15 protein-coding genes and 1 pseudogene are annotated in these 20,485 nt (G+C 55.3%); 2 read left to right on the forward strand and 14 right to left on the reverse strand.

Annotated elements, in window-relative coordinates:
* Window positions 1-154: 154 nt before the first annotated feature.
* Both guaA and guaB read right to left on the reverse strand, forming a co-directional pair.
* Window positions 155-1,732, reverse strand: coding sequence for a glutamine-hydrolyzing GMP synthase (gene guaA / locus ACKWMY_RS04390; protein ID WP_024527003.1), 1,578 nt, complete (start codon window positions 1,730-1,732; stop codon window positions 155-157).
* A 102-nt stretch (window positions 1,733-1,834) separates the two neighbouring features.
* Window positions 1,835-3,298, reverse strand: a complete 1,464-nt coding sequence (gene guaB, locus ACKWMY_RS04395; RefSeq protein WP_037411907.1) for an IMP dehydrogenase — start codon at window positions 3,296-3,298, stop codon at window positions 1,835-1,837.
* Between the two features lie 169 nt (window positions 3,299-3,467).
* Here guaB and xseA point away from each other — a divergent pair, with 169 nt between their 5' ends.
* Entirely contained in the window at window positions 3,468-4,844 is a 1,377-nt protein-coding gene (gene xseA, locus ACKWMY_RS04400) for an exodeoxyribonuclease VII large subunit (RefSeq protein ID WP_021178839.1), read from the forward strand.
* A gap of 174 nt (window positions 4,845-5,018) precedes the next feature.
* Here xseA and ACKWMY_RS04405 read toward each other — a convergent pair whose 3' ends face one another.
* Both ACKWMY_RS04405 and ACKWMY_RS04410 read right to left on the reverse strand, forming a co-directional pair.
* Window positions 5,019-7,382: a TIM-barrel domain-containing protein gene (locus ACKWMY_RS04405; protein ID WP_409485952.1), complete on the reverse strand. Its 2,364-nt coding sequence runs from the start codon at window positions 7,380-7,382 to the stop codon at window positions 5,019-5,021.
* 11 nt (window positions 7,383-7,393) lie between these two features.
* Complete coding sequence (locus tag ACKWMY_RS04410; RefSeq protein ID WP_024484230.1) at window positions 7,394-8,701, reverse strand: MFS transporter; 1,308 nt, start codon at window positions 8,699-8,701, stop codon at window positions 7,394-7,396.
* Window positions 8,702-9,050: 349 nt separating this feature from the next.
* Here ACKWMY_RS04410 and ACKWMY_RS04415 point away from each other — a divergent pair, with 349 nt between their 5' ends.
* Complete coding sequence (locus tag ACKWMY_RS04415) at window positions 9,051-10,133, forward strand: LacI family DNA-binding transcriptional regulator (RefSeq protein ID WP_074029466.1); 1,083 nt, start codon at window positions 9,051-9,053, stop codon at window positions 10,131-10,133.
* Between the two features lie 2 nt (window positions 10,134-10,135).
* Here the strand turns inward: ACKWMY_RS04415 and ACKWMY_RS04420 are convergent.
* From ACKWMY_RS04420 to ACKWMY_RS04465, 10 genes and pseudogenes are all read right to left on the reverse strand, one after another.
* Window positions 10,136-10,362, reverse strand: a pseudogene (locus ACKWMY_RS04420) (zinc ribbon domain-containing protein).
* Between the two features lie 13 nt (window positions 10,363-10,375).
* Window positions 10,376-11,332, reverse strand: a complete 957-nt coding sequence (locus ACKWMY_RS04425) for an AEC family transporter (RefSeq protein ID WP_409485953.1) — start codon at window positions 11,330-11,332, stop codon at window positions 10,376-10,378.
* A 104-nt stretch (window positions 11,333-11,436) separates the two neighbouring features.
* A complete protein-coding gene (gene der / locus ACKWMY_RS04430) occupies window positions 11,437-12,924 on the reverse strand; it encodes a ribosome biogenesis GTPase Der (RefSeq protein WP_024526997.1) in 1,488 nt (495 codons plus the stop codon).
* Between the two features lie 157 nt (window positions 12,925-13,081).
* On the reverse strand, window positions 13,082-14,263 hold the full coding sequence (gene bamB, locus ACKWMY_RS04435) for an outer membrane protein assembly factor BamB (RefSeq protein WP_024526996.1): 1,182 nt from the start codon (window positions 14,261-14,263) through the stop codon (window positions 13,082-13,084).
* 11 nt (window positions 14,264-14,274) lie between these two features.
* Window positions 14,275-14,895 (reverse strand): YfgM family protein, encoded by a 621-nt coding sequence (locus ACKWMY_RS04440; protein WP_024526995.1) that lies wholly within the window; start codon window positions 14,893-14,895, stop codon window positions 14,275-14,277.
* Between the two features lie 13 nt (window positions 14,896-14,908).
* On the reverse strand, window positions 14,909-16,183 hold the full coding sequence (gene hisS, locus ACKWMY_RS04445; RefSeq protein ID WP_065686605.1) for a histidine--tRNA ligase: 1,275 nt from the start codon (window positions 16,181-16,183) through the stop codon (window positions 14,909-14,911).
* A gap of 121 nt (window positions 16,184-16,304) precedes the next feature.
* Window positions 16,305-17,426: a flavodoxin-dependent (E)-4-hydroxy-3-methylbut-2-enyl-diphosphate synthase gene (ispG, locus tag ACKWMY_RS04450; protein ID WP_024484238.1), complete on the reverse strand. Its 1,122-nt coding sequence runs from the start codon at window positions 17,424-17,426 to the stop codon at window positions 16,305-16,307.
* A gap of 47 nt (window positions 17,427-17,473) precedes the next feature.
* Window positions 17,474-18,454: a cytoskeleton protein RodZ gene (gene rodZ / locus ACKWMY_RS04455; protein ID WP_409485954.1), complete on the reverse strand. Its 981-nt coding sequence runs from the start codon at window positions 18,452-18,454 to the stop codon at window positions 17,474-17,476.
* The gene (gene pilW, locus ACKWMY_RS04460; protein ID WP_024526992.1) at window positions 18,444-19,193 is read right to left on the reverse strand and encodes a type IV pilus biogenesis/stability protein PilW; all 750 of its coding nucleotides are present in this window, start codon (window positions 19,191-19,193) and stop codon (window positions 18,444-18,446) included. The genes rodZ and pilW overlap by 11 nt, the downstream gene beginning before the upstream one ends.
* Window positions 19,194-19,291: 98 nt before the next feature.
* The gene (locus ACKWMY_RS04465) at window positions 19,292-20,479 is read right to left on the reverse strand and encodes a bifunctional tRNA (adenosine(37)-C2)-methyltransferase TrmG/ribosomal RNA large subunit methyltransferase RlmN (RefSeq protein WP_024484240.1); all 1,188 of its coding nucleotides are present in this window, start codon (window positions 20,477-20,479) and stop codon (window positions 19,292-19,294) included.
* Window positions 20,480-20,485 lie beyond the last annotated feature (6 nt).

Raw genomic sequence — 20,485 nt, forward strand, 5'->3', positions numbered from 1 at the left:
TAAAGTTAAGCAGACTAACAATATGCCAATTGGCAATACCGTCAACAGGTGTGAGTTAGTCGAAATTCATAATAGAGTAAAAACAAAACCCCCTGTAAAAACAGAGGGTTAATATCAAACTAAATGCTTCAGTGCAGGGAGGAAATCGACTGAATCATTCCCACTCGATCGTCGCCGGTGGCTTCCCGCTGATATCATAAACCACACGGGAAATACCGTTGACTTCGTTGATGATACGGTTGGAAACACGGCCAAGGAAATCGTACGGCAGGTGTGCCCAATGCGCGGTCATAAAGTCGATGGTTTCTACCGCACGCAGAGAGACAACCCAATCGTATTTACGGCCATCACCCATCACGCCAACGGAACGCACCGGCAGGAACACGGTGAACGCCTGGCTGACCTTGTTGTACAGATCGGCTTTGTGCAACTCTTCGATGAAGATCGCATCGGCACGGCGCAGCAGATCGCAATACTCTTTCTTCACTTCGCCCAATACGCGCACGCCCAGACCTGGCCCTGGGAACGGGTGACGGTACAGCATGTCGTACGGCAGGCCCAGCTCCAGACCAATCTTGCGCACTTCGTCTTTGAACAGCTCTTTCAGCGGTTCCACCAGCCCCAGCTTCATCTCTTTCGGCAGGCCACCGACGTTGTGGTGCGATTTGATCACGTGCGCTTTGCCGGTAGCCGAAGCAGCAGACTCGATCACATCCGGGTAGATGGTGCCCTGAGCCAGCCACTTCACGGCGCTCTGCTTGCAGGCTTCTTCGTCGAATACTTCGACAAAGACGCGGCCAATGATCTTACGCTTGGCTTCTGGCTCATCAACACCCGCCAGCGCGCTCAGGAAACGGTTCTCTGCCGCCACGTGCACGATGTTCAGGCCGAAGTGGTCACCGAACATTTCCAACACTTGGTCAGCTTCGTTCAGGCGCAGCAGGCCGTTATCTACGAATACGCAGGTCAAGCGCTTGCCAATGGCACGGTGCAGCAGCATGGCGGTAACGGATGAGTCCACACCGCCAGACAGGCCGAGGATCACGTGATCTTCACCGACCTGCTCACGAATACGCGCAACGGCATCTTCAATGATGGTGGCAGGCGTCCACAGCGCTTCACAACCACAGATATCCAGTACGAAACGCTCCAGGATACGCTGGCCTTGGCGGGTATGGGTGACTTCCGGGTGGAACTGTACGCCGTAGAAGCGTTTTTCCTCGTTGGCCATAATGGCAAACGGGCAGGTATCGGTACTGGCAACGGTGACGAAATCTGACGGAATAGCGGTAACTTTATCGCCGTGGCTCATCCACACGTCTAATACCGGTTTGCCTGCCGGGCTGATAGCGTCTTCGATATCGCGGATCAGGGCGCTTGCCTGGGTGATTTCCACCTGCGCATAACCAAACTCACGCTCGGTAGACCCCTGTACATGGCCGCCCAGTTGCATCGCCATGGTCTGCATGCCGTAGCACACGCCCAATACCGGTACACCAGCGGTGAAGACATACTCTGGCGCACGCGGGCTGTTCAGTTCGGTGGTGCTTTCCGGGCTACCGGAGAGAATGATGCCGCTTGGATTGAATTCGCGGATCTGCTCTTCGCTGACGTCCCAGGCCCACAGCTCACAGTAAACACCGATCTCACGCACGCGGCGGGCAATCAGTTGGGTGTATTGTGAACCGAAATCCAGGATCAGGATGCGATGCTTATGAATATTTTTTGTCATGTGAGGCAAATTCCAGCAACAGAGAAAAAGAGCAAAAAGGGTATTTGGGATGAGAGGCTGCCCTCATCCCTGCCCCTCTCCCGCAGGAGAGAGGTTAAAGCATTAGCCCATGCGGTAGTTTGGTGATTCTTTGGTGATGGTCACGTCATGCACATGGCTTTCTTGAATCCCGGCACCGCTAATGCGCACAAACTCGGCTTTGGTACGCAGTTCATCGATGGTCGCACAGCCGGTCAGGCCCATGCAGGAACGCAGGCCGCCCATCTGCTGATGTACAATCGCCTTCAGCATGCCTTTGTAGGCCACACGGCCTTCGATACCTTCCGGCACCAGTTTATCAGCGGCGTTATCGGTCTGGAAGTAACGGTCCGAGGAACCTTTGGACATCGCGCCCAGAGAACCCATCCCACGGTAAGATTTGAACGAACGGCCCTGATACAGCTCGATTTCGCCCGGAGATTCTTCCGTCCCCGCCAGCATTGAACCAACCATCACGCAAGACGCACCGGCAGCAATCGCTTTGGCGATATCGCCAGAGAAGCGGATACCACCGTCAGCGATAACTGGGATACCTGTTCCTTCCAGCGCTTCGACCGCATCGGCGATAGCGGTGATCTGCGGAACACCCACGCCGGTTACGATACGAGTCGTACAGATAGAGCCTGGACCGATACCGACTTTCACCGCGCTTACGCCAGCTTCCATCAGGGCTTTGGCACCAGCCCCGGTCGCGACGTTGCCGCCAAGGATTTGCAGGTCTGGGTATTTGGCACGGGTTTCACGGATGCGCTGTAACACGCCTTCGGAATGGCCGTGTGAAGAGTCGATGAGCAGTACGTCAACACCAGCAGCGACCAGCGCATCAACACGCTCTTCGTTACCGGCACCAGCACCCACCGCAGCGCCTACGCGCAGACGGCCATGCTCATCTTTACAGGCGTTAGGTTTGCGCTCTGCTTTCTGGAAGTCTTTGACGGTGATCATGCCCAGCAGGTGGAAGCTGTCATCCACCACCAGCGCTTTTTCGACGCGTTTTTCGTGCATTTTTTGCAGCACAACTTCACGCGCTTCGCCTTCCTTGACGGTGACCAGGCGCTCTTTTGGCGTCATCACTGCGGTGACAGGCTGAGTCAGATCGGTTACGAAGCGCACGTCACGGCCGGTAATGATCCCCACCAGTTCGTTTTCTTCGGTCACAACCGGGTAACCGGCAAAGCCGTTACGCGCGGTTAACTCTTTCACCTCTGCCAGCGTGGTGGAAGGTGTAACGGCCTGTGGGTCCGTGACCACGCCGCTTTCATGTTTTTTCACCCGGCGAACTTCTTCCGCCTGGCGCTCAATGGACATGTTTTTGTGAATGAAGCCCAGACCGCCTTCCTGCGCTAGCGCAATGGCCAGGTTGGATTCGGTTACGGTATCCATGGCTGCGGACAGCATAGGGATATTCAGGCGGATAGATTTGGTCAGTTGGGTGCCAAGATCTGCGGTATTAGGCAGAACTGTGGAGTGGGCTGGAACCAGGAGAACGTCATCAAACGTTAGAGCTTCTTTTACAATACGTAGCATGGGCAATATCTCACCAAGGTGGATGCGGAAAAGATAAAATATTGCCGTGGCATTATACAGAGCGTAATCGGTTGCCTCCAGCACTTTCTTACAAAAACTCTTGATTACCTTTCGCCGAGCTGTAATATCGACCAATTAAGTGCTTGTTTTGAAATTTGATCTGGGTCACATGTCGCTACCTACTTCACCGTCCATTTTTACCGTAAGCCGCCTCAATCAGACGGTTCGACAGCTGCTGGAAATGGAAATGGGGCAGATTTGGCTCTCCGCCGAGATCTCCAACTTCTCCCAGCCCTCCTCCGGTCACTGGTATTTCACGCTGAAAGATGACCGTGCCCAGGTGCGTTGCGCGATGTTCCGCAACAGCAACCGCCGCACCACCTTTCGCCCACAAAATGGCCAGCAGGTTCTGGTACGTGCCAGCATCACCCTGTATGAACCACGTGGTGATTACCAACTGATCGCCGAAAGCATGCAGCCTGCCGGTGACGGCCTGCTGCAACAACAATTCGAACAGTTAAAACAGCGCCTGGCGGCCGAAGGTTTGTTTGATCAGCAGTTCAAACAACCCTTGCCAAGCCCGGCCAAATGCGTTGGGGTGATCACCTCCGCCAGCGGCGCAGCGCTGCACGATATTTTGCAGGTGCTACAGCGGCGGGATCCTTCACTGCCGATCGTGATTTATCCCACGTCCGTGCAAGGTGCAGAAGCACCGTTGCAGATCGTTCGCGCGATCGAAACCGCCAACCGCCGTGATGAGTGCGATGTGCTGATCGTCGGGCGCGGCGGTGGCTCGTTAGAAGATTTATGGAGCTTTAACGACGAACGCGTCGCGAAGGCAATTTTTGCCAGCCGTATCCCGATCGTCAGCGCCGTCGGCCATGAAACAGACGTCACCATTGCCGACTTTGTTGCCGACCTGCGGGCACCTACCCCTTCCGCGGCCGCAGAGTTGGTCAGCCGTAATCAGCTTGAGCTGTTGCGCCAATTGCAGTCACAGCAACAGCGGCTGGAAATGGCGATGGACTATTATCTGGCGCAGCGCCAGCAGCAGTTCACCCGCATCAACCACCGTCTGCAACAGCAGCATCCACACCTGCGGCTAGCTCGGCAGCAAACGCTGTTATTCAAGCTACAGCGCCGTTTGGAAGATGGGATGCAGCAGCAATTACGGCTATCTTCTCGCCGCAGTGAACGCGTGCAGCAGCGCCTGGCGCAGGTACAGCCGATGGGCCGCATCCACCGCTTGCAGCAGCGTGTTCAGCAGCAGGAATACCGATTGCAGCAAGGGATGGAGCGGCAACTCAATGGCTATCGCCAACGCTTTGGCGTCGCCTGTAGTCAGTTGGAGGCGGTTAGCCCGCTGGCAACCCTGGCTCGCGGCTATAGCGTAACGCAGACGCCACAGGGTGAGTTACTGAAAACCACCAAGCAGGCACAGGTTGGGGAAATGCTGAAAACCCGCCTGCAGGATGGCTGGGTGGAGAGCGAAGTCAAAACCGTCACCGTGGCAAAAAAGCCGCGTAAGAAACGCGTGGTGGAATAGCGGTTAGTGGCAGAGCTTAATAGGCTAATTTAGCTTGTAAGCTGGTCTTTTTCACAGAGAACACCTTATGGGTACCTAGATAGCAGTGTATTAATGATAACCAACCCCCACGCCAAACTTCATCCAGTTTGATACTTCCCCAACCCTCTGCAGAGGGTTGGGGTATGACATTAATTACAGCACAAAAGAATCCCGGCAAACCCCGTTCACCCACAGTTCGCGAGTCTCACCTGCTGGCAATACAATGTTCAGCACCTGCCACGTCGGTTTGAAATGCCCCTCGTGGGTGAAGGTCAGTTCGATGCGCTGATTGTCACTCACCGCCTCCCAGCGGAGCCACAGCGCATTATTCTGCTGCCAGCCATGGCTTTCCCCATCGTCTTCAAACAGCAGGCCTGAGGACCATCCGCAGCCCTTGGTGGGGAACAGCCGCAGTTCCCGGCGATCGTCTGCCGCATTGTCTACATGCCCCAACCGTTGTGACATCGGGAGCCCGGCCCCAGCGCGTACCAGTAACGGCAAGCGTTCCAGCGGTGCCTCTAGCACAATACTCTGACCACCGCTGTACCATTGGCCGCTATAGAAGCAATACCAACCATCAACGTTATCCGGCAGGTAGACTTCACGCTGGCGCAGCCCCTGATCCACCACGCTGGCCACCAGCAGGTCGCGGCCAATCAGGAAATCATCGGTCTCACCGAAGGTGCGCTCATCGTGCTCATGATCGAGGAAGGTTGGCCGCAGCATCGGCTCATCATCATGGCTTGCCTGCCAAAGTAGCGTGTAGAAGTATGGCATGAGGCGATAACGCAGGTTGATGGCATCTCGGATCATCGGCGTCGCCGCCGGGTACATCCAGGGTTCATTGACGGTAGCATCATCATTCCAGGAATGAATGGTGAAGCGCGGGTGCATTACTCCGTTTTGTACCCAACGCACCAACAGCTCCGCGTCTGGCTTATCGCCGGAGAAACCGCCCACGTCATGCCCAACGTTAAACAGCCCGGACAGGCTCATCCCCACCCCCATTCGGGTGTTATAGCGCAAGGTTTGCCAACTGGTGCGGTTGTCGCCACTCCAGGTTTGCACATAACGCTGCATACCGGCGCAGCCAGAACGCGAGATCAAATAAGGCCGCAGGTTCGGCGCAAAACGCTGCTGTGCTTCAAGTGAGGCACGCATCATCAGCAACGGCATCACCGGGCGAATATGCTTGATGGCAATCGGCTTGCCGAAGCCATGGCAGCGCGCTTCACCATCCCACACTTCATACTCGTTGTTGTCATTCCAGGTGGAATCAATCCCCATTTCCAGCAGTTGCTCCGTCACCCCCTGCTGCCACCAGCGCACCGCTGCCGGGTTGGTAAAGTCGAGATGCGAACCTTCGTCATCCCAGAAGCTGGAACGTTCTGGGCCGTCGCTCTGCGAATCGCGGATAAACAAGCCTAGTTCCGCCACCTGCTGATATTTGGGATGATCCTGCAACAGGCAGGGTTTGATATTCGCCGCCAGCTTCAGCCCAGCATCGTGAAAGGCTTGGCTAAGCTGTTTAGGCTGCGGCACCTTGTCGTAGTTCCAGTTGAAGACGTAGCGTTTGTTATTGATCGAGGTATAGCCGGAAGAGAGCTGAAACGAATCGCACGGGATGGCGTGCTGGCGGCACAGCTGGATAAACTGCTGCAACTGCTGCTGGGCATCCGGTGCGTCGGTGTAGTGCATCGTCGAGCCGCTGTACCCCAGGCTCCACTTCGGCCCAAAATGGGTTTTACCGGTCAGACGCACGAAGGCCTTGGTGACGTCGAGCACCCTTGGCCCCAGGAACAGATAGTAATCCAGATCGCCCGCCTCGGCCTGATAGCGGCGATAGGCCAGGTGATAGTTGTCGATCTCATTCCCCAGATCCAGCCAGCAACTGCTCAGGTTGTCATAAAACAGGCCAAAGCTGACCTCTTCCCGGCGCGTGATGGTAAACGGGATATGCTTATAAAGCGGATCGGTGCTGGCGGCGTTGTAACCCATCGCGTCCAGGTTACGCATTTCAAAGCGGCGGCCGGTACGCTCCAGATCGCCCGTTTTTTCACCTAGCCCATAGTAACGTTCGCCCTGATGGCGGCGCTGATAGTGCGCCACGCCGTCGCCGTGCGCATTAAGCAGATAGGCACTGGTCGGGCGATCCGCAGCCAGTGGTAGCCATTCCCCCGCCGCATTGCAGTATTCCCATTCCAGCCATAACGGCTGATGTATCGTCACGCGCAACTGCGAAGTCGCTACTGTCAAACGGTCTGCCTGCTGGCCAAGTTGATAGCCCGGCAGGCCAAAACCGGCGACGCTGAGGCGATCCCGCCCTTCCCAAGGCACATCCTCCTGCGGAGCGATACTCCAGGTACGATCCAGTGCCAGTTCGCCGTGGCGTTTGATCAGCACGCGGAACAGATTGCTTTCCAGCACGTAAAGGCAGAACAGGTGTTGCTCATCCACCAGCAGTTCAACACGGTCGGCGTATTGCCCAGCCAGCGTCCAGTTTTTTAACGTTTTCATAATTATCCAACTTAAACAGTAGGTGAAGGTTTTTTGCCGCGCTCGGCGATCAAACCGATCAGGAACATCGCACCGATCAGATCGAAGAAGCCCATCGCGACGAAGAGCGGGTTGAAGCCGACGGTGTCGGAAACGGCACCAATCAACAGCGTGAACAGGAAACTGGCGATCCAGGCGCTGGAGCCGCGCATACCGTTCACCGTCGCCATCTGGTTTTTATCGAAGGATTCCACCACCAGCGCGCTCAACATGCAGGAGATCACCTGGTGGCCAAAGCCACCAATGGAGATCAGCGCGATCGCGATATAGGGGTCTTTGGTGATCGCGACAAACGCCAGCGATACCATCATGAAGGCTCCGGTCACCGAGCTGGCCACCACCGAGTTCACCCGTGAACAGCCGAACCATTTGCGATACAGCGTAGTGAGATAACCACTGGCGACGCTGCCGATATCCGCTGCCAGGAACGGCAGCCAGGCAAACATGGCGATCTGTTTGAGATCCATGCCGCGCTCGGTGGCCAGATACAGCGGCACCCAGAAGCTGAACACCGCCCAGGCTGGCTCAGCAAGAAACGCTGGGATGGCGATGCCATAGAATTTTTTGTTTTTGCACAGGATCGCCAACGATTTAAAGAACGGCAGTTTCGGCAGTACCGGTTCATTATCCTCGTTGATCAGATCAAACTCCTTTTGGCTCAGGTTAGGGTGCTGTTGCGGCGAGTGGTAAAACACCCACCACAGCACCACCCAGATCAGCGCCAGGGCACCAGAGAACAGGAAGGCTCCCTGCCAGCCAAAGGACACATGGGCAATCACAATGATCGGCGGAGCCAACATCGCGCCGATCGAGAAGCCAACCCCTGCCCAGCCAGCGGCAATCGGCCGTTCTTTTTTCGGGAACCAGTCAGAAATGGCTTTAGCGTTAGCCGGGGTAGCCGCCGCTTCAGCTGCGCCCATGAAGAAACGCAGGATCGCCAGTTGCAACCAACTGCCCGCGCCAGCATGCATCATGCACACCACCGCCCAGATGCTGGCACAAACCAGAAACCCCATCTTCAAACCAATGACGTCTATCAGCCAGCCGCAGATCGGTTGGAACAGGGTATAAGCCAGTTGGAAGGACGCCACCACCCAAGAATATTGCTCGGTGGTCATGTTGAGGCTGGTTTTCAGCTCAGGTGCCAGAATACCCAGCGAGTTGCGGGTAATGTAGTTAACCGTGACGCCTAACAGGAACAGGGCCAACATCCACCAGCGCAACGATTTGAATTTACGGCGACTGCTGGCGACGACCGTTTGATTGATTTCTACACTCATCTTGATCTCCGTGGCGACCATACGCCTTTTTGGTAGGGCAACTCTTGCTAACGGAGGTGTTAACAGCGTTATTTGTGACGTCGGCCACAAATGCAACGTCAATGCTGCGACAACCCTATGATTTAATGTTGTTTTACTTGTATTCCATCCAATAAATTGGACTGATAAATCTATAAAATTGGTGTACCAAGGCAGACTAACCAGCGGAGAGTGCAAGTGAAATGGCGAAATTTGCAAAAATTTTCATACACCAGCTAAATTTTCGCCGTTATAGCCATAGAAAGCCGTCTGAAAGGAAAACATACGCCGTGAAAATATTCTCACGACCAAATTTGAAGGAGATCACAAAATGAACGGAAAGCTGAAAATACAGGAAATTGCGCGCCAAACCGGGCTTTCGATCAGCACCGTTTCACGCGTGTTGGCAGGAAAAGCCAACACCAGCGCCGAGGCGCGGCAACGGGTGCTGGCTTGCGCGCAGCAAAACGGTATCTTGCAGGGGCTTTCCAACGGCAGGCTGATGTTGAACAACGTGATGGTATTTGCCCCACAGCGCGCCTTTGATGTCCGCACCGATATTTTCTACTACAAGGTGATCCAGGGGATCACCACCGCACTGGCGCAACATGATGTGAGGATCCGCTACTGCGGGTTGGAGGAGCAACACAGCGACAGCGTGCTGTTTTTGGAAAAGATGAGCGATCCGTTAACCGAAGCCGTGCTGATCATCGGCATTGATGACGAGCATATCCATACGCTGGCCGCCGATCTGAACAAACCCTGCATTCTAATTAACTGCACCGATCGCCAGATGCGGTTAGACAGCGTTTCCCCCGACCATCAGCTGATTGGGGAGTATTCCGCCAACTATCTGTTGCAACAGGGCCACAGCCGTATCCTCAATCTGCAATGTCTACGGCGCAACACCATGGAGCTGCGGCTGGCGGGGATCAAACAAGCCTATATGCGGCATAATATTCCCTTCGATGACCGCCAGCATCTGGTCACCACTTCAGGTTTTGGCAGCGAAGAAGCCGAGCAGGCCATCACAGCCTTTATCAACGGCGTTACCGATCGGGCACAATTGCCAACGGCGATCCTGGCAGGGGGGGATTATATGGCGGTGGGTGCCGTCAATGCGCTAAAGAAAATGCACATCAGCGTGCCGGGGCATATTTCGGTGATGAGTACGGATGGTTTTAATCTGGCGGAGATCCACGACGTGCCGCTAACCTCGGTTCACGTTCCTCGTGATGAGCTGGGTGCAGAGGCCATAGCGCTGTTGCAGCGCCGTATGCTGCGCCCGGATGCGCCACCCAGCAATATGCTGTTGCATGGGCGTTTAGCGGTACGGGCCTCGGTAAAGCGGCTCAGCCAAAACAAGGTGTCACCAGCGGTCAGCACGCACGACCACCGGCTCTATGATGCATAAGGTCATTCCACCGGTTGATAGCTGAACTTCACCCGCTTTTTGGAGATCAGCCCATGGCCATGCTGGCAGAGATAATCCACGGCACCACAGGCTTTCAGTTCTTGCAACGGTTGCCCGCACAGTCGGGGCACTCGGCAAGCTGCCGGTAATCGCTGTTGCAGTCGTCACAATGATAGTGGCCATTCACCCAGCTCATCGGCTGGGCACAAACCGGACATAAGGCGTCCATCTTTCCTCCTGGTTTAAATCACGCCCCACGAGCGTAAGAAAGAGATCCCCAACGCGGTGGTAAAGAAGGATCCCACGGTGGTGATCGCAATAATATTGGCGGCCAACGTCGCGTTGCCCCCCATGGCACGCGTCATCACATAGCTGCCGGAGGCGGTTGGCGTCGCAGAGAACATAAAAATAATGCCGAGCGTAGCGCCCTCGAAACCGCAAAGCCAACCCCCAAACGTCATCAACATCGGCACCAAAAACAGTTTAGCCGACGAAGACAACGCCGCGACGTTGGAAGAGCGGAACATTGCCCGCAGATCAAGGCTGGCCCCGGTACACAGCAAGGCCAACGGTAATGACAGGCCTGAGATATAGCTGCCGGTCTGCTTGAGCACTGGCGCAATCCCCAACCCGGTCTGCGCATAGGCCAGGCCACTCAGCAGCCCCAAGATCAGCGGATTAGTCACGATACTGCGCAGCAATGACAAATGTTTGATCTTCTGCCCGTTGCCGCCTTGCAGGCTGCGCGTCAGGGTGATGACCGACAGCACGTTAAACAGGATCACCGTCACGGTCAGATACAGCGAGGCAATCGCGACGCCCTCATCGCCGTAGGCAGTCATAGCATAAGCCAGACCAACAATCGCGGTATTCGCCCGGAACCCTCCCTGTACAAACACGCCACGCTCGCGTGGCTCTTTCACCAGCCACTTGGCCGCGATCTCCAACAGCAAGAAGGTCGCTATCGTCCCTACCGCACCGTAGATCACCAGAGCAAAATTATCGCGCAGTTGCGGGTGGTTAGTGGCAATGCTGAAGAACAACAGGCAGGGCAGCGCCAGATTAAAGACCAGTTTGGTGGCCCCATCGATAAAGCGGTCGTCCATCAGCCGCCAGTGGCGCAGCAGGATCCCCAGCAGCATCATCAATAAGTTGGGTACGGTGACGCTAAAGGCAAAACTCCAGGTTTCCCAGGACATGAGGTTCCTTTGCAGGGTCGGTGAAGAAGTGAGATTGGCAGATAATAGAACGGTTTAAGCAGGATAAAAATAGGGCGCGGTATCAATTCCACGCCCTACGATTGTTATTTTGACTTCTTCAGGTGGCTCATCAAGCGCTTGCGCTTGCGCATCTGGTTTGGCGTCAAAGTATTGCGCTTACCCGCAAACGGGTTCTCGCCCTCTTTGAACTGGATGCGGATCGGCGTCCCCATCACCTTGAGTGAACGACGGAAGTAGTTCATCAGGTAACGTTTGTAGGAGTCGGCCAGATCGGATACCTGGTTACCGTGGATCACCACGATAGGCGGGTTATAACCCCCTGCGTGCGCATATTTCAGCTTCACGCGGCGGCCACGCACCAACGGCGGCTGGTGATCTTCGGCAGCCATCTGCATGATCTTGGTCAGCATCGAGGTATTTACGCGACGAGTAGCACACTCATAGGCTTCGTTCACAGATTCGAACAGGTTACCCACACCGCTGCCGTGCAGCGCAGAGATAAAGTGCACACGCGCAAAATCGACAAAGCCCAAACGCAGATCGAGCATCTCTTTCACGTGATCGCGATCTTCCTCACTCATGCCGTCCCACTTGTTGACCGCAATCACCAGTGAGCGCCCACTATTGAGGATAAAGCCCAGCAGCGACAGATCCTGATCGGAAATGCCTTCGCGGGCGTCGATCACCAACAACACTACGTTGGCATCTTCGATCGCCTGCAGCGTTTTGATCACCGAGAATTTCTCTACGGTTTCGGTAACTTTGCCGCGCTTGCGCACCCCGGCGGTGTCGATCAGCACGTATTCACGCTCGTCACGCACCATCGGAATGTAAATGCTGTCGCGAGTCGTGCCTGGCATGTCAAACACAACAACACGCTCTTCGCCGAGGATACGGTTAGTTAGCGTCGACTTACCTACGTTAGGGCGGCCAACGATCGCCAGCTTGATCGGCAGATCCTGCGGGTTGAAGTCATCTTCCGGATCTTCATATTCACCCTCTTCCAGCTCACCGCTCTGCTCGGCCCAATAGGCGGCATTGGCTTCTTCTTCGGTCAGCTCGACCTCTTCCGGTTTTGCCGGAATGAACGGCACCAGCACGTGTTCAATCAGCTGCGTGACGCCACGGCCATGGGAAGCGGCAATCGCATAGACGTCGCCCAGGCCCAAGGAATAGAAATCTGCCGTCGCGGTGTCCGGATCCATGCCATCGGTTTTGTTGGCAACCAGAAACGTCGCCTTCTGGCGATTACGCAGGTGCTGAGCAATCCCCTGATCGGCAGGCATCAGCCCGGCACGGGCATCGACCATAAACAGCACGATATCGGCCTCTTCGATCGCCAGCAGCGACTGACCGGCCATACGCGTTTCAACGCCATCTTCCGTCCCGTCAATACCCCCGGTATCGACGATAATAAATTCGTTGCCCTCAACTTCAGCACGACCATACTTGCGGTCTCGCGTTAGCCCGGGGAAATCCGCCACCAGCGCATCGCGCGTCTGTGTTAAACGGTTAAACAAGGTGGATTTACCGACATTCGGGCGCCCGACCAGCGCAACGACAGGTATCATGTTGAAGCCTCATTACTTAATAATCAATGCGTTACTATGCAGCGCAATAGACAGCAGCAGCATAGCTTAAAAATACGAAACGGCTCCTGGTATCAGGAGCCGTTATCCCACGAATCTTACAGACTGCACAGCCTGCGATCTATTGGGGCTAAAACGGTTAGCGAGTGAAGGCGTAAACCTTGCCGCCACGCGCCTGGATCAGCAGTTTGTCACCGGCCACAATTGGCGCGGACAGGAAGCCGGAGCTATCCACTTGCTGCTGAGCCACAAAACGGCCATCGGTGGTATTGATCCAGTGCAGATAACCTTCGGCATCACCGACAACCAGGTAGCCGTTGTACAACGCTGGTGCGGTCAGGTTGCGGTGCAGCAAATCGCTCTGACGCCACAGGTTAACACCACCTTCGGTATTCATCGCCACTACACGGTCATTCTGATCGACCACATAGATACGGCCTGCGTCGACGATAAAGTCGTTCACCGAGCCCATATCACGTTTCCACATGATTTGGCCGGAGCGCAGATCCAGCGCCGCCATGTTGCCATTGTAACCCAAGGCATAGACCACGTTGTCAATAATCACCGGCGTGGTGTCTACGTCATTCAGGCGGTCGATCTCAGTCGCACCGCTTGGCTGGGAAATACGCTGCTGCCAGATCAACTGACCCTGCTGCATCAACACGGCGCTGACGCGACCGTTGTCACCGCCAACTACCGCTGCACCAAAGGCCGTTGCCGGAGCAGACTCACCACGCAGTGACAGTGAAGGGATATCCAGGTTGACCGTCCACTTGATGGCACCATCAGACTCGTTCAACGCTTGCAGTTGGCCGTTGGTGGTATGGATCAGCACCAGCCCCTCGGCGACCACCGGACGGGAAATCGCTTCACCCGCCACCTTGGTTTGCCAGGCGACTTTACCGTCTTCGGTATTCAGCGCATACACCACCGCTTTCTCACTGCCAACGTATACGTTGGAGCCAGACACCGTCAGGCCACCAGACAGCAGAGCAGGCAGGTTACTGGAGAAGAAGCCGGTTTTCTCGGAGAGATCGGCCTTCCATTTTTCTTTACCGTCGGCCAGGTCCATCGCTTTCACCGTACCGCGACGGTCGGCAGCATAAACCGTGCTGTCCTGATAAGCCGGACGCAGGTGAGAGTAATACTCGCCAATGCCATCGCCGACTGACGTGCTCCACGCTTTGTTCGGCGTGAACTGATTTTCAACCTTTGGCAGCGGCGACATGGTAACCACGTCTTCTTCGCCACTAAACAGCGAGCAACCACTCAGCAAAGTCACGGAAACCAGTCCGACCAAGAGTGTTTTACGCAATTGCATGGGAATTCCCCTTAGCTGGACAAGTTATTCAATTTCATGCGCATTACTGCCGCAAGCGCCTGAGAAGCATTGGACTCGATGCCTTTGCTGTAAGCTTCGCGCGCACCTTTGCTGTCGCCTTTGGCCAACAGTACGTCGCCGCGTACGTCTTGCATCATCGCCATCCAACCCTCGCCTTTCACGCCATCCAGCGTTTTCAGCGCTTCATCCAGCTTTTTCTCTTGCAACTGAATACGAGCCAGACGCAGGTTTACCAGCGCCAGCAGGTTTTCATCTTTGGCATGGCCCTGTGCCACCACCAGTTGCTGTTCTGCCTTGGCGAAATCACCTTGTTCTGCAAAGTGTTTAGCCAAATCCAGAGCCGCGAACACGCCGTAGCTGTTGTCGTTCGCCTGGATAAACTTCTCTGCCGTTGCCACGTCTTCGGCTTTACCCGATGCCAGGGCAACGTCGACCTGTTGATAAGACTGTGAGGCAGCCATCATGCTGGAGGTCTGGTTGCTCTGCCAATAGCGCCAACCAACCAGGGCACCAATACCGAGCACCACACCCACAACCAAAGCTTTACCGTTTTCGGCAAAAAAGTTGCGCACGGCGTCAAGCTGTTCGTTTTCAGTGGTATAGACTTCCACGGTGTCCTTCTCCTTAACCTAACATCAAAGCCAGACGCGCAGCGACTTCGCTTTGCGCCAGCGTTTCTTGTTCACCACTGCGCAGGTCTTTAATCACCACCTGCTGTGCTGCGACTTCGTTCTCACCCAGGATCAGGGCGATACGCGCGCCCCACTTGTCCGCACGGGTGATCTGCTTTTTAAAGTTGCCGCCGCCATAGTTGGTCATCAATTTAATCTGCGGCGCAGCATCACGAACCTGCTCTGCCAGCAACATGGCCGCACTCTGGGTACCCGCCCCGCTCGATATGACGTACACGTCGATGGTGGCCGGTGCCTTGAAGTCCGGATTAACCGCCTGAACCAGCAGCACCAGACGCTCCAGACCCATGGCAAAACCAACCCCAGGGGTAGCGCGCCCACCCAGTTGCTCAACCAGGCCGTCGTAGCGGCCACCGGCACACACGGTGCCCTGAGCGCCCAGGCTGGTGGTGACCCACTCAAACACCGTGCGATTGTAATAATCCAGGCCGCGCACCAGGCGCTCGTTAACGGTATATGGGATACCGGCCTGAGCTAAAAGTTCACACAGCCCGGCAAAGTGGGCTTTGGACTCGTCATCCAGATAGTCGGAAAGACGCGGCGCATCGTTAAGCAGGGTTTGCACTTCTGGATTTTTAGAATCCAGCACGCGCAGTGGGTTGCTGTACATGCGGCGCTTGCAGTCTTCGTCGAGTTTTTCCTGATGCTGTTCCAGGAAAGCCACCAGAGCGTCACGATAGTTGGCGCGAGCTTCCAGTGAACCGATGGAGTTCAGTTCCAGATTGACGTGTTCGGCAATACCCAGCGCTTTCCACCAGCGGGCGGTGAGCAGGATCAGTTCGGCGTCAATATCCGGGCCTTGCAGGCCAAATACCTCAGCCCCTAACTGATGGAACTGGCGGTAACGGCCTTTTTGTGGACGTTCGTAACGGAACATCGGGCCGATATACCACAGACGCTGTTCCTGATTGTACAGCAGACCATGTTCGATACCGGCGCGTACGCAGCCAGCCGTTCCTTCCGGGCGCAACGTCAGGCTTTCGCCGTTGCGGTCCTCGAAGGTATACATCTCTTTTTCCACGACGTCGGTCACTTCACCGATGGCGCGTTTAAATAACGGGGTCTGCTCTACAATCGGCAACCGGATTTCGCTATAGCCATAGCCGCTCAGCACCTGCTTGAGTGTGCCTTCAATACGCTGCCACAGTGCCGTTTCTTCCGGCAGGTAATCGTTCATGCCGCGAATGGCTTGAATGTTTTTTGCCACGTGAGTTCTCTGTCCGTTTATATAAAATGGATCCGATTATAGGGACTTTGCCACCCGCTATTCAACGCAGATGCGCAATCCAGTCCTCGGATAAACAATCAGCGGGCCAATAGCCGCCGACTTATTCTTCCAGAAGATTGATCGAGATACGCTTGGATTCGTCCATCATGGCCGCTTTGGCCCGGATCTTCGCTTCCAACTGGTCAATCATCTGTTCGTTATCAAAACGCTCTTTCTGGCGCACGCCGTCTTCGTAGAAGCCACTCTTCTTGTGCCCACCGGTTACCCCAATGGTCGACACCAGGGCTTCGCCCGGCCCGTTCACCACGCAACCGATAATGGACACATCCATCGGGGTGATGAGGTCTTCCAGACGTTGTTCCAACGCATTGACGGTGCCAATGACGTCAAACTCCTGACGTGAACAGGTTGGGCAGGCAATGAAGTTGATGCCACGGGCGCGGATGCGCAAGGACTTCAGGATATCAAAGCCAACCTTCACTTCTTCGACCGGGTCCGCCGCCAGCGAAATGCGTAGCGTATCGCCGATCCCTTCCGACAGCAGCATGCCCAGGCCAATGGCTGATTTTACTGAGCCACTACGTGCTCCGCCCGCTTCGGTGATGCCAAGATGCAAGGGCTGGTCAATACGAGCAGCCAGCAGCCGATAAGACTGCACGGCCAGGAACACGTCGGATGCTTTCACGCTCACCTTGAACTGGTCAAAGTTGAGACGGTCCAGAATATCCACGTGACGCATAGCGGATTCCAGCAGCGCTTCCGGCGTAGGTTCGCCGTACTTTTCCTGAATATCTTTTTCCAACGAGCCGCCGTTAACGCCGATGCGGATCGGGATATTTTTGTCACGCGCACAGTCAACCACTGAACGGATACGAGATTCGTTGCCGATGTTGCCAGGGTTGATACGCAGGCAGTCAACGCCGTATTCGGCAACCTGCAGCGCAATGCGGTAATCGAAATGGATATCGGCCACCAGCGGTACGTTGACCTGCTGCTTGATCAGCCGAAACGCCTCGGCGGCGTCCATGGTGGGAACGGAAACGCGGACGATATCAACCCCCACGCGCTCCAGAGCCCGGATCTGATTAACCGTCGCTTCGACATCGGTGGTACGGGTGTTGGTCATCGATTGCACGGCAATCGGCGCTCCATCGCCTATAGGCACGTTACCGACGTAAATACGGGTGGATTTGCGGCGGTTAATGGGAGCTTGGTTATGCATCAGTTACTCTCCACTGCTGCTCTTTTATTCCGACAATAGCCGCGCAATTACTGCGCGGCAACGGTCAGACGAGCAACACGGTTTGACTTGACAAACCGGCTTAAATCGACCGGTTTACCCTGGAATTGGACCTGTACCGAAGCCGGTGCGCCAAGGGTCAGTTTAAACGGCGCCTTGCCAGCCAGATTCAGCCGGGAACCGCTTTTCTGGATGCCGCTGACCAAGGATTTCCCAGTCGCGTCAACCACTTGCACCCAGCAGTCGCCGGAAAAATCCATCACCAGCCCGTTGGCATCAGCCTCCGAAGCACTGACGCCAGCAGCACCGGTAGGCAACTGAGCCTGAGCGACTGGCGCGGTCGATGTCGCATTCGGGATAGTAGCCTGGCTTGGTGCTACCACAGCAGGCTGTTGAGCCGCCTGAGGATCAAGCACGGCCGGGACCTGTTGAGTCGTAGCAGCACTATTGGTTGACGGCGCAGGGCTGTTGTCTGGAACAACTGCCGATGCACCATTATCCACGTTACCGTCGGTCAATGGCACGGGCTGGCCTTCACCATGCTGAGACAACTGTGCGGAAGATTGATCCGCCATGGTGGCGATCTCTTCCTGCTGAGCCTTGTGATTCTGCCACCACCAGGCACCGGTCAAACCCACGACCACAAACACAATCAGCCAGGTAAAGCTCATCAGCCAGCCATCACGCTTTTTACGGCGCTTACCCAAAGAGAAGCTCTGCATCTGAGCCACCTTGGCCGCTCTCACTGGTGCCTGTTTTTCCATCATCGGCAACAGTTCATCTTCTGGCAAATGCACCAGCTTGGCATAGGAACGGATATAACCACGCACGAACGTTGAAGCCAGATCGGCAGACATATTGTCGTCTTCAATGTCGCGCACGGTAGACATTTTTAGGCACAGGCGTTCAGCCACGGCCTGTTGACTCAGCCCGAGTTGTTCACGAGCCTGGCGCAGGCGTTGACCTGTTGTCATAGATACGGTTTTATCTTGGGAATCTTCAGTATTCATTAGCTAAGAACTGCTGGTACTGTTTGGATTGTGGAAAACTTCGCGCTAGCTGTTTGCCATAGCGTTGAACGCTATCCTGACGGCCCGCTAACGCGGCGAAACGAATCTGTAACCATAGACTGTCGGCACTCGCCGGCAGAACATGTTGATAACTGTCCAATAAAAGTTGCGACTGCGCGCGCTTCCCTTCTCCAAATTGCTTTTCTGCTTCCACTAGTAGCGGAGCCCCCTTGTCCGGATCGATCTTCAGCGCTCGCGTTAATAACTTACGAGCTTCATCATTTTGACCGGCCTTGAGGAAACAGTAACCTGCGTTTTCCAGACTGTCGGCAACCTGGCCATATTCTGGCGCCAGTGCCGCAGCGCTAAACTGCTGTTGGGCCGGTACATACTGCCCTAAACTACAGAGAAACGCACCGTAATTATTCAATACGGTACCGTTACCCGGTGCAAGTTTAAGCGCTTGCTGATAACGCTGTTCAGCGGCGGCGTTATCGCCAATCCGCTGGTTGTAGAGTGCCATGCCCAATTGGGTACGATAATCCTGTGGGGCCGCATCGACCGCTTTTTGCAGATTCTGCCTGGCAGCCGGTAGATCGCCCTGGTTCAGATACTCCAGGCCCAGTTGTAACCGGGTCTGGCCTGCTGCCACCGCTGGCCCGTCGTGATCGGGTTGCGAGCTGGAGCAGCCCGCCAGCAAACTGGCCGCCAATATTACACCCCACAGTTTCAGCTTCATGCTTGCACTCATTTCCTTATCCGATGTTACCCGATCGCCTGAAGGATTGCTGCTCACATAACAGGCTGTTAGATAACAAAAAAATCATGCTATAGGATTCAGACCGCTCGTACGTTGATAGGTTCCCCGGCCATTTTCTTTTTCAGGGTACGCTTGGTACGATCGATCACCTCTCCCGCCAACTGCCCACAGGCAGCATCGATGTCATCGCCACGGGTTTTACGAACAATAGTCGTAAAGCCGTATTCCATCAACACCTTGGAGAAACGGTCGACGCGGCTGTTGGAGCTGCGGCCATAAGGTGCCCCAGGGAACGGGTTCCATGGGATCAGGTTGATCTTGCACGGCGTATCTTTCAGCACTTCCGCCAGTTGGTGCGCATCGTCGGTACTGTCGTTGATATGATCCAGCATCACGTACTCAACGGTGACCCGCCCTTGGTTGGCATTGGATTTTTCCAGATAACGGCGTACCGCTGCCAGGAAGGTTTCAATATTATACTTGCGGTTGATCGGCACGATCTCGTCGCGGATCTTGTCGTTAGGCGCATGTAGCGAAATGGCCAGAGCCACATCGATCATGTCACCCAATTTGTCCAGAGCGGGTACGACACCGGAGGTAGACAAGGTAACGCGGCGCTTGGACAGACCAAAACCAAAGTCATCCAGCATGATTTCCATCGCTGGCACCACGTTGGTCAGGTTAAGCAACGGCTCGCCCATGCCCATCATCACCACGTTGGTGATAGGACGTTGGCCGGTGACTTTGATGGCACCCAGGATTTTAGCGGCACGCCAAACCTGGCCGATGATTTCCGAGACGCGCAGGTTGCGGTTAAAGCCCTGCTGAGCTGTGGAACAGAATTTGCACTCCAGTGCGCAGCCTACCTGTGAAGACACGCACAGGGTGGCGCGATCGCCATCTGGGATGTAGACGGTTTCGACCTGTTGATCGCCCACCTTGATGGCCCACTTGATGGTGCCATCGGCCGAACGCTGCTCTTCTGCGACTTCCGGCGCACGGATTTCCGCAACGCGCTGTAATTTATTGCGCAGCACCTTGTTGATGTCGGTCATCTGCTCAAAATCATCGCAGCAATAGTGATACATCCACTTCATCACCTGATCGGCGCGGAAAGGTTTTTCACCCATATTGGCGAAGAATTCGCGCAATTGCTGACGGTTCAAATCCAGCAGGTTGATTTTGGCCGTAGCCGGTTGTTCCGTTTGCACGGTCAGGGAATTATTTTCAGACAAGGTATGCTCGGGCGCGATGGGTTCTAACATAATGAT

The sequence above is a fragment of the Serratia sp. J2 genome (assembly GCF_046269175.1).
Taxonomy (GTDB): Bacteria; Pseudomonadota; Gammaproteobacteria; order Enterobacterales; family Enterobacteriaceae; genus Chania; species Chania fonticola_C.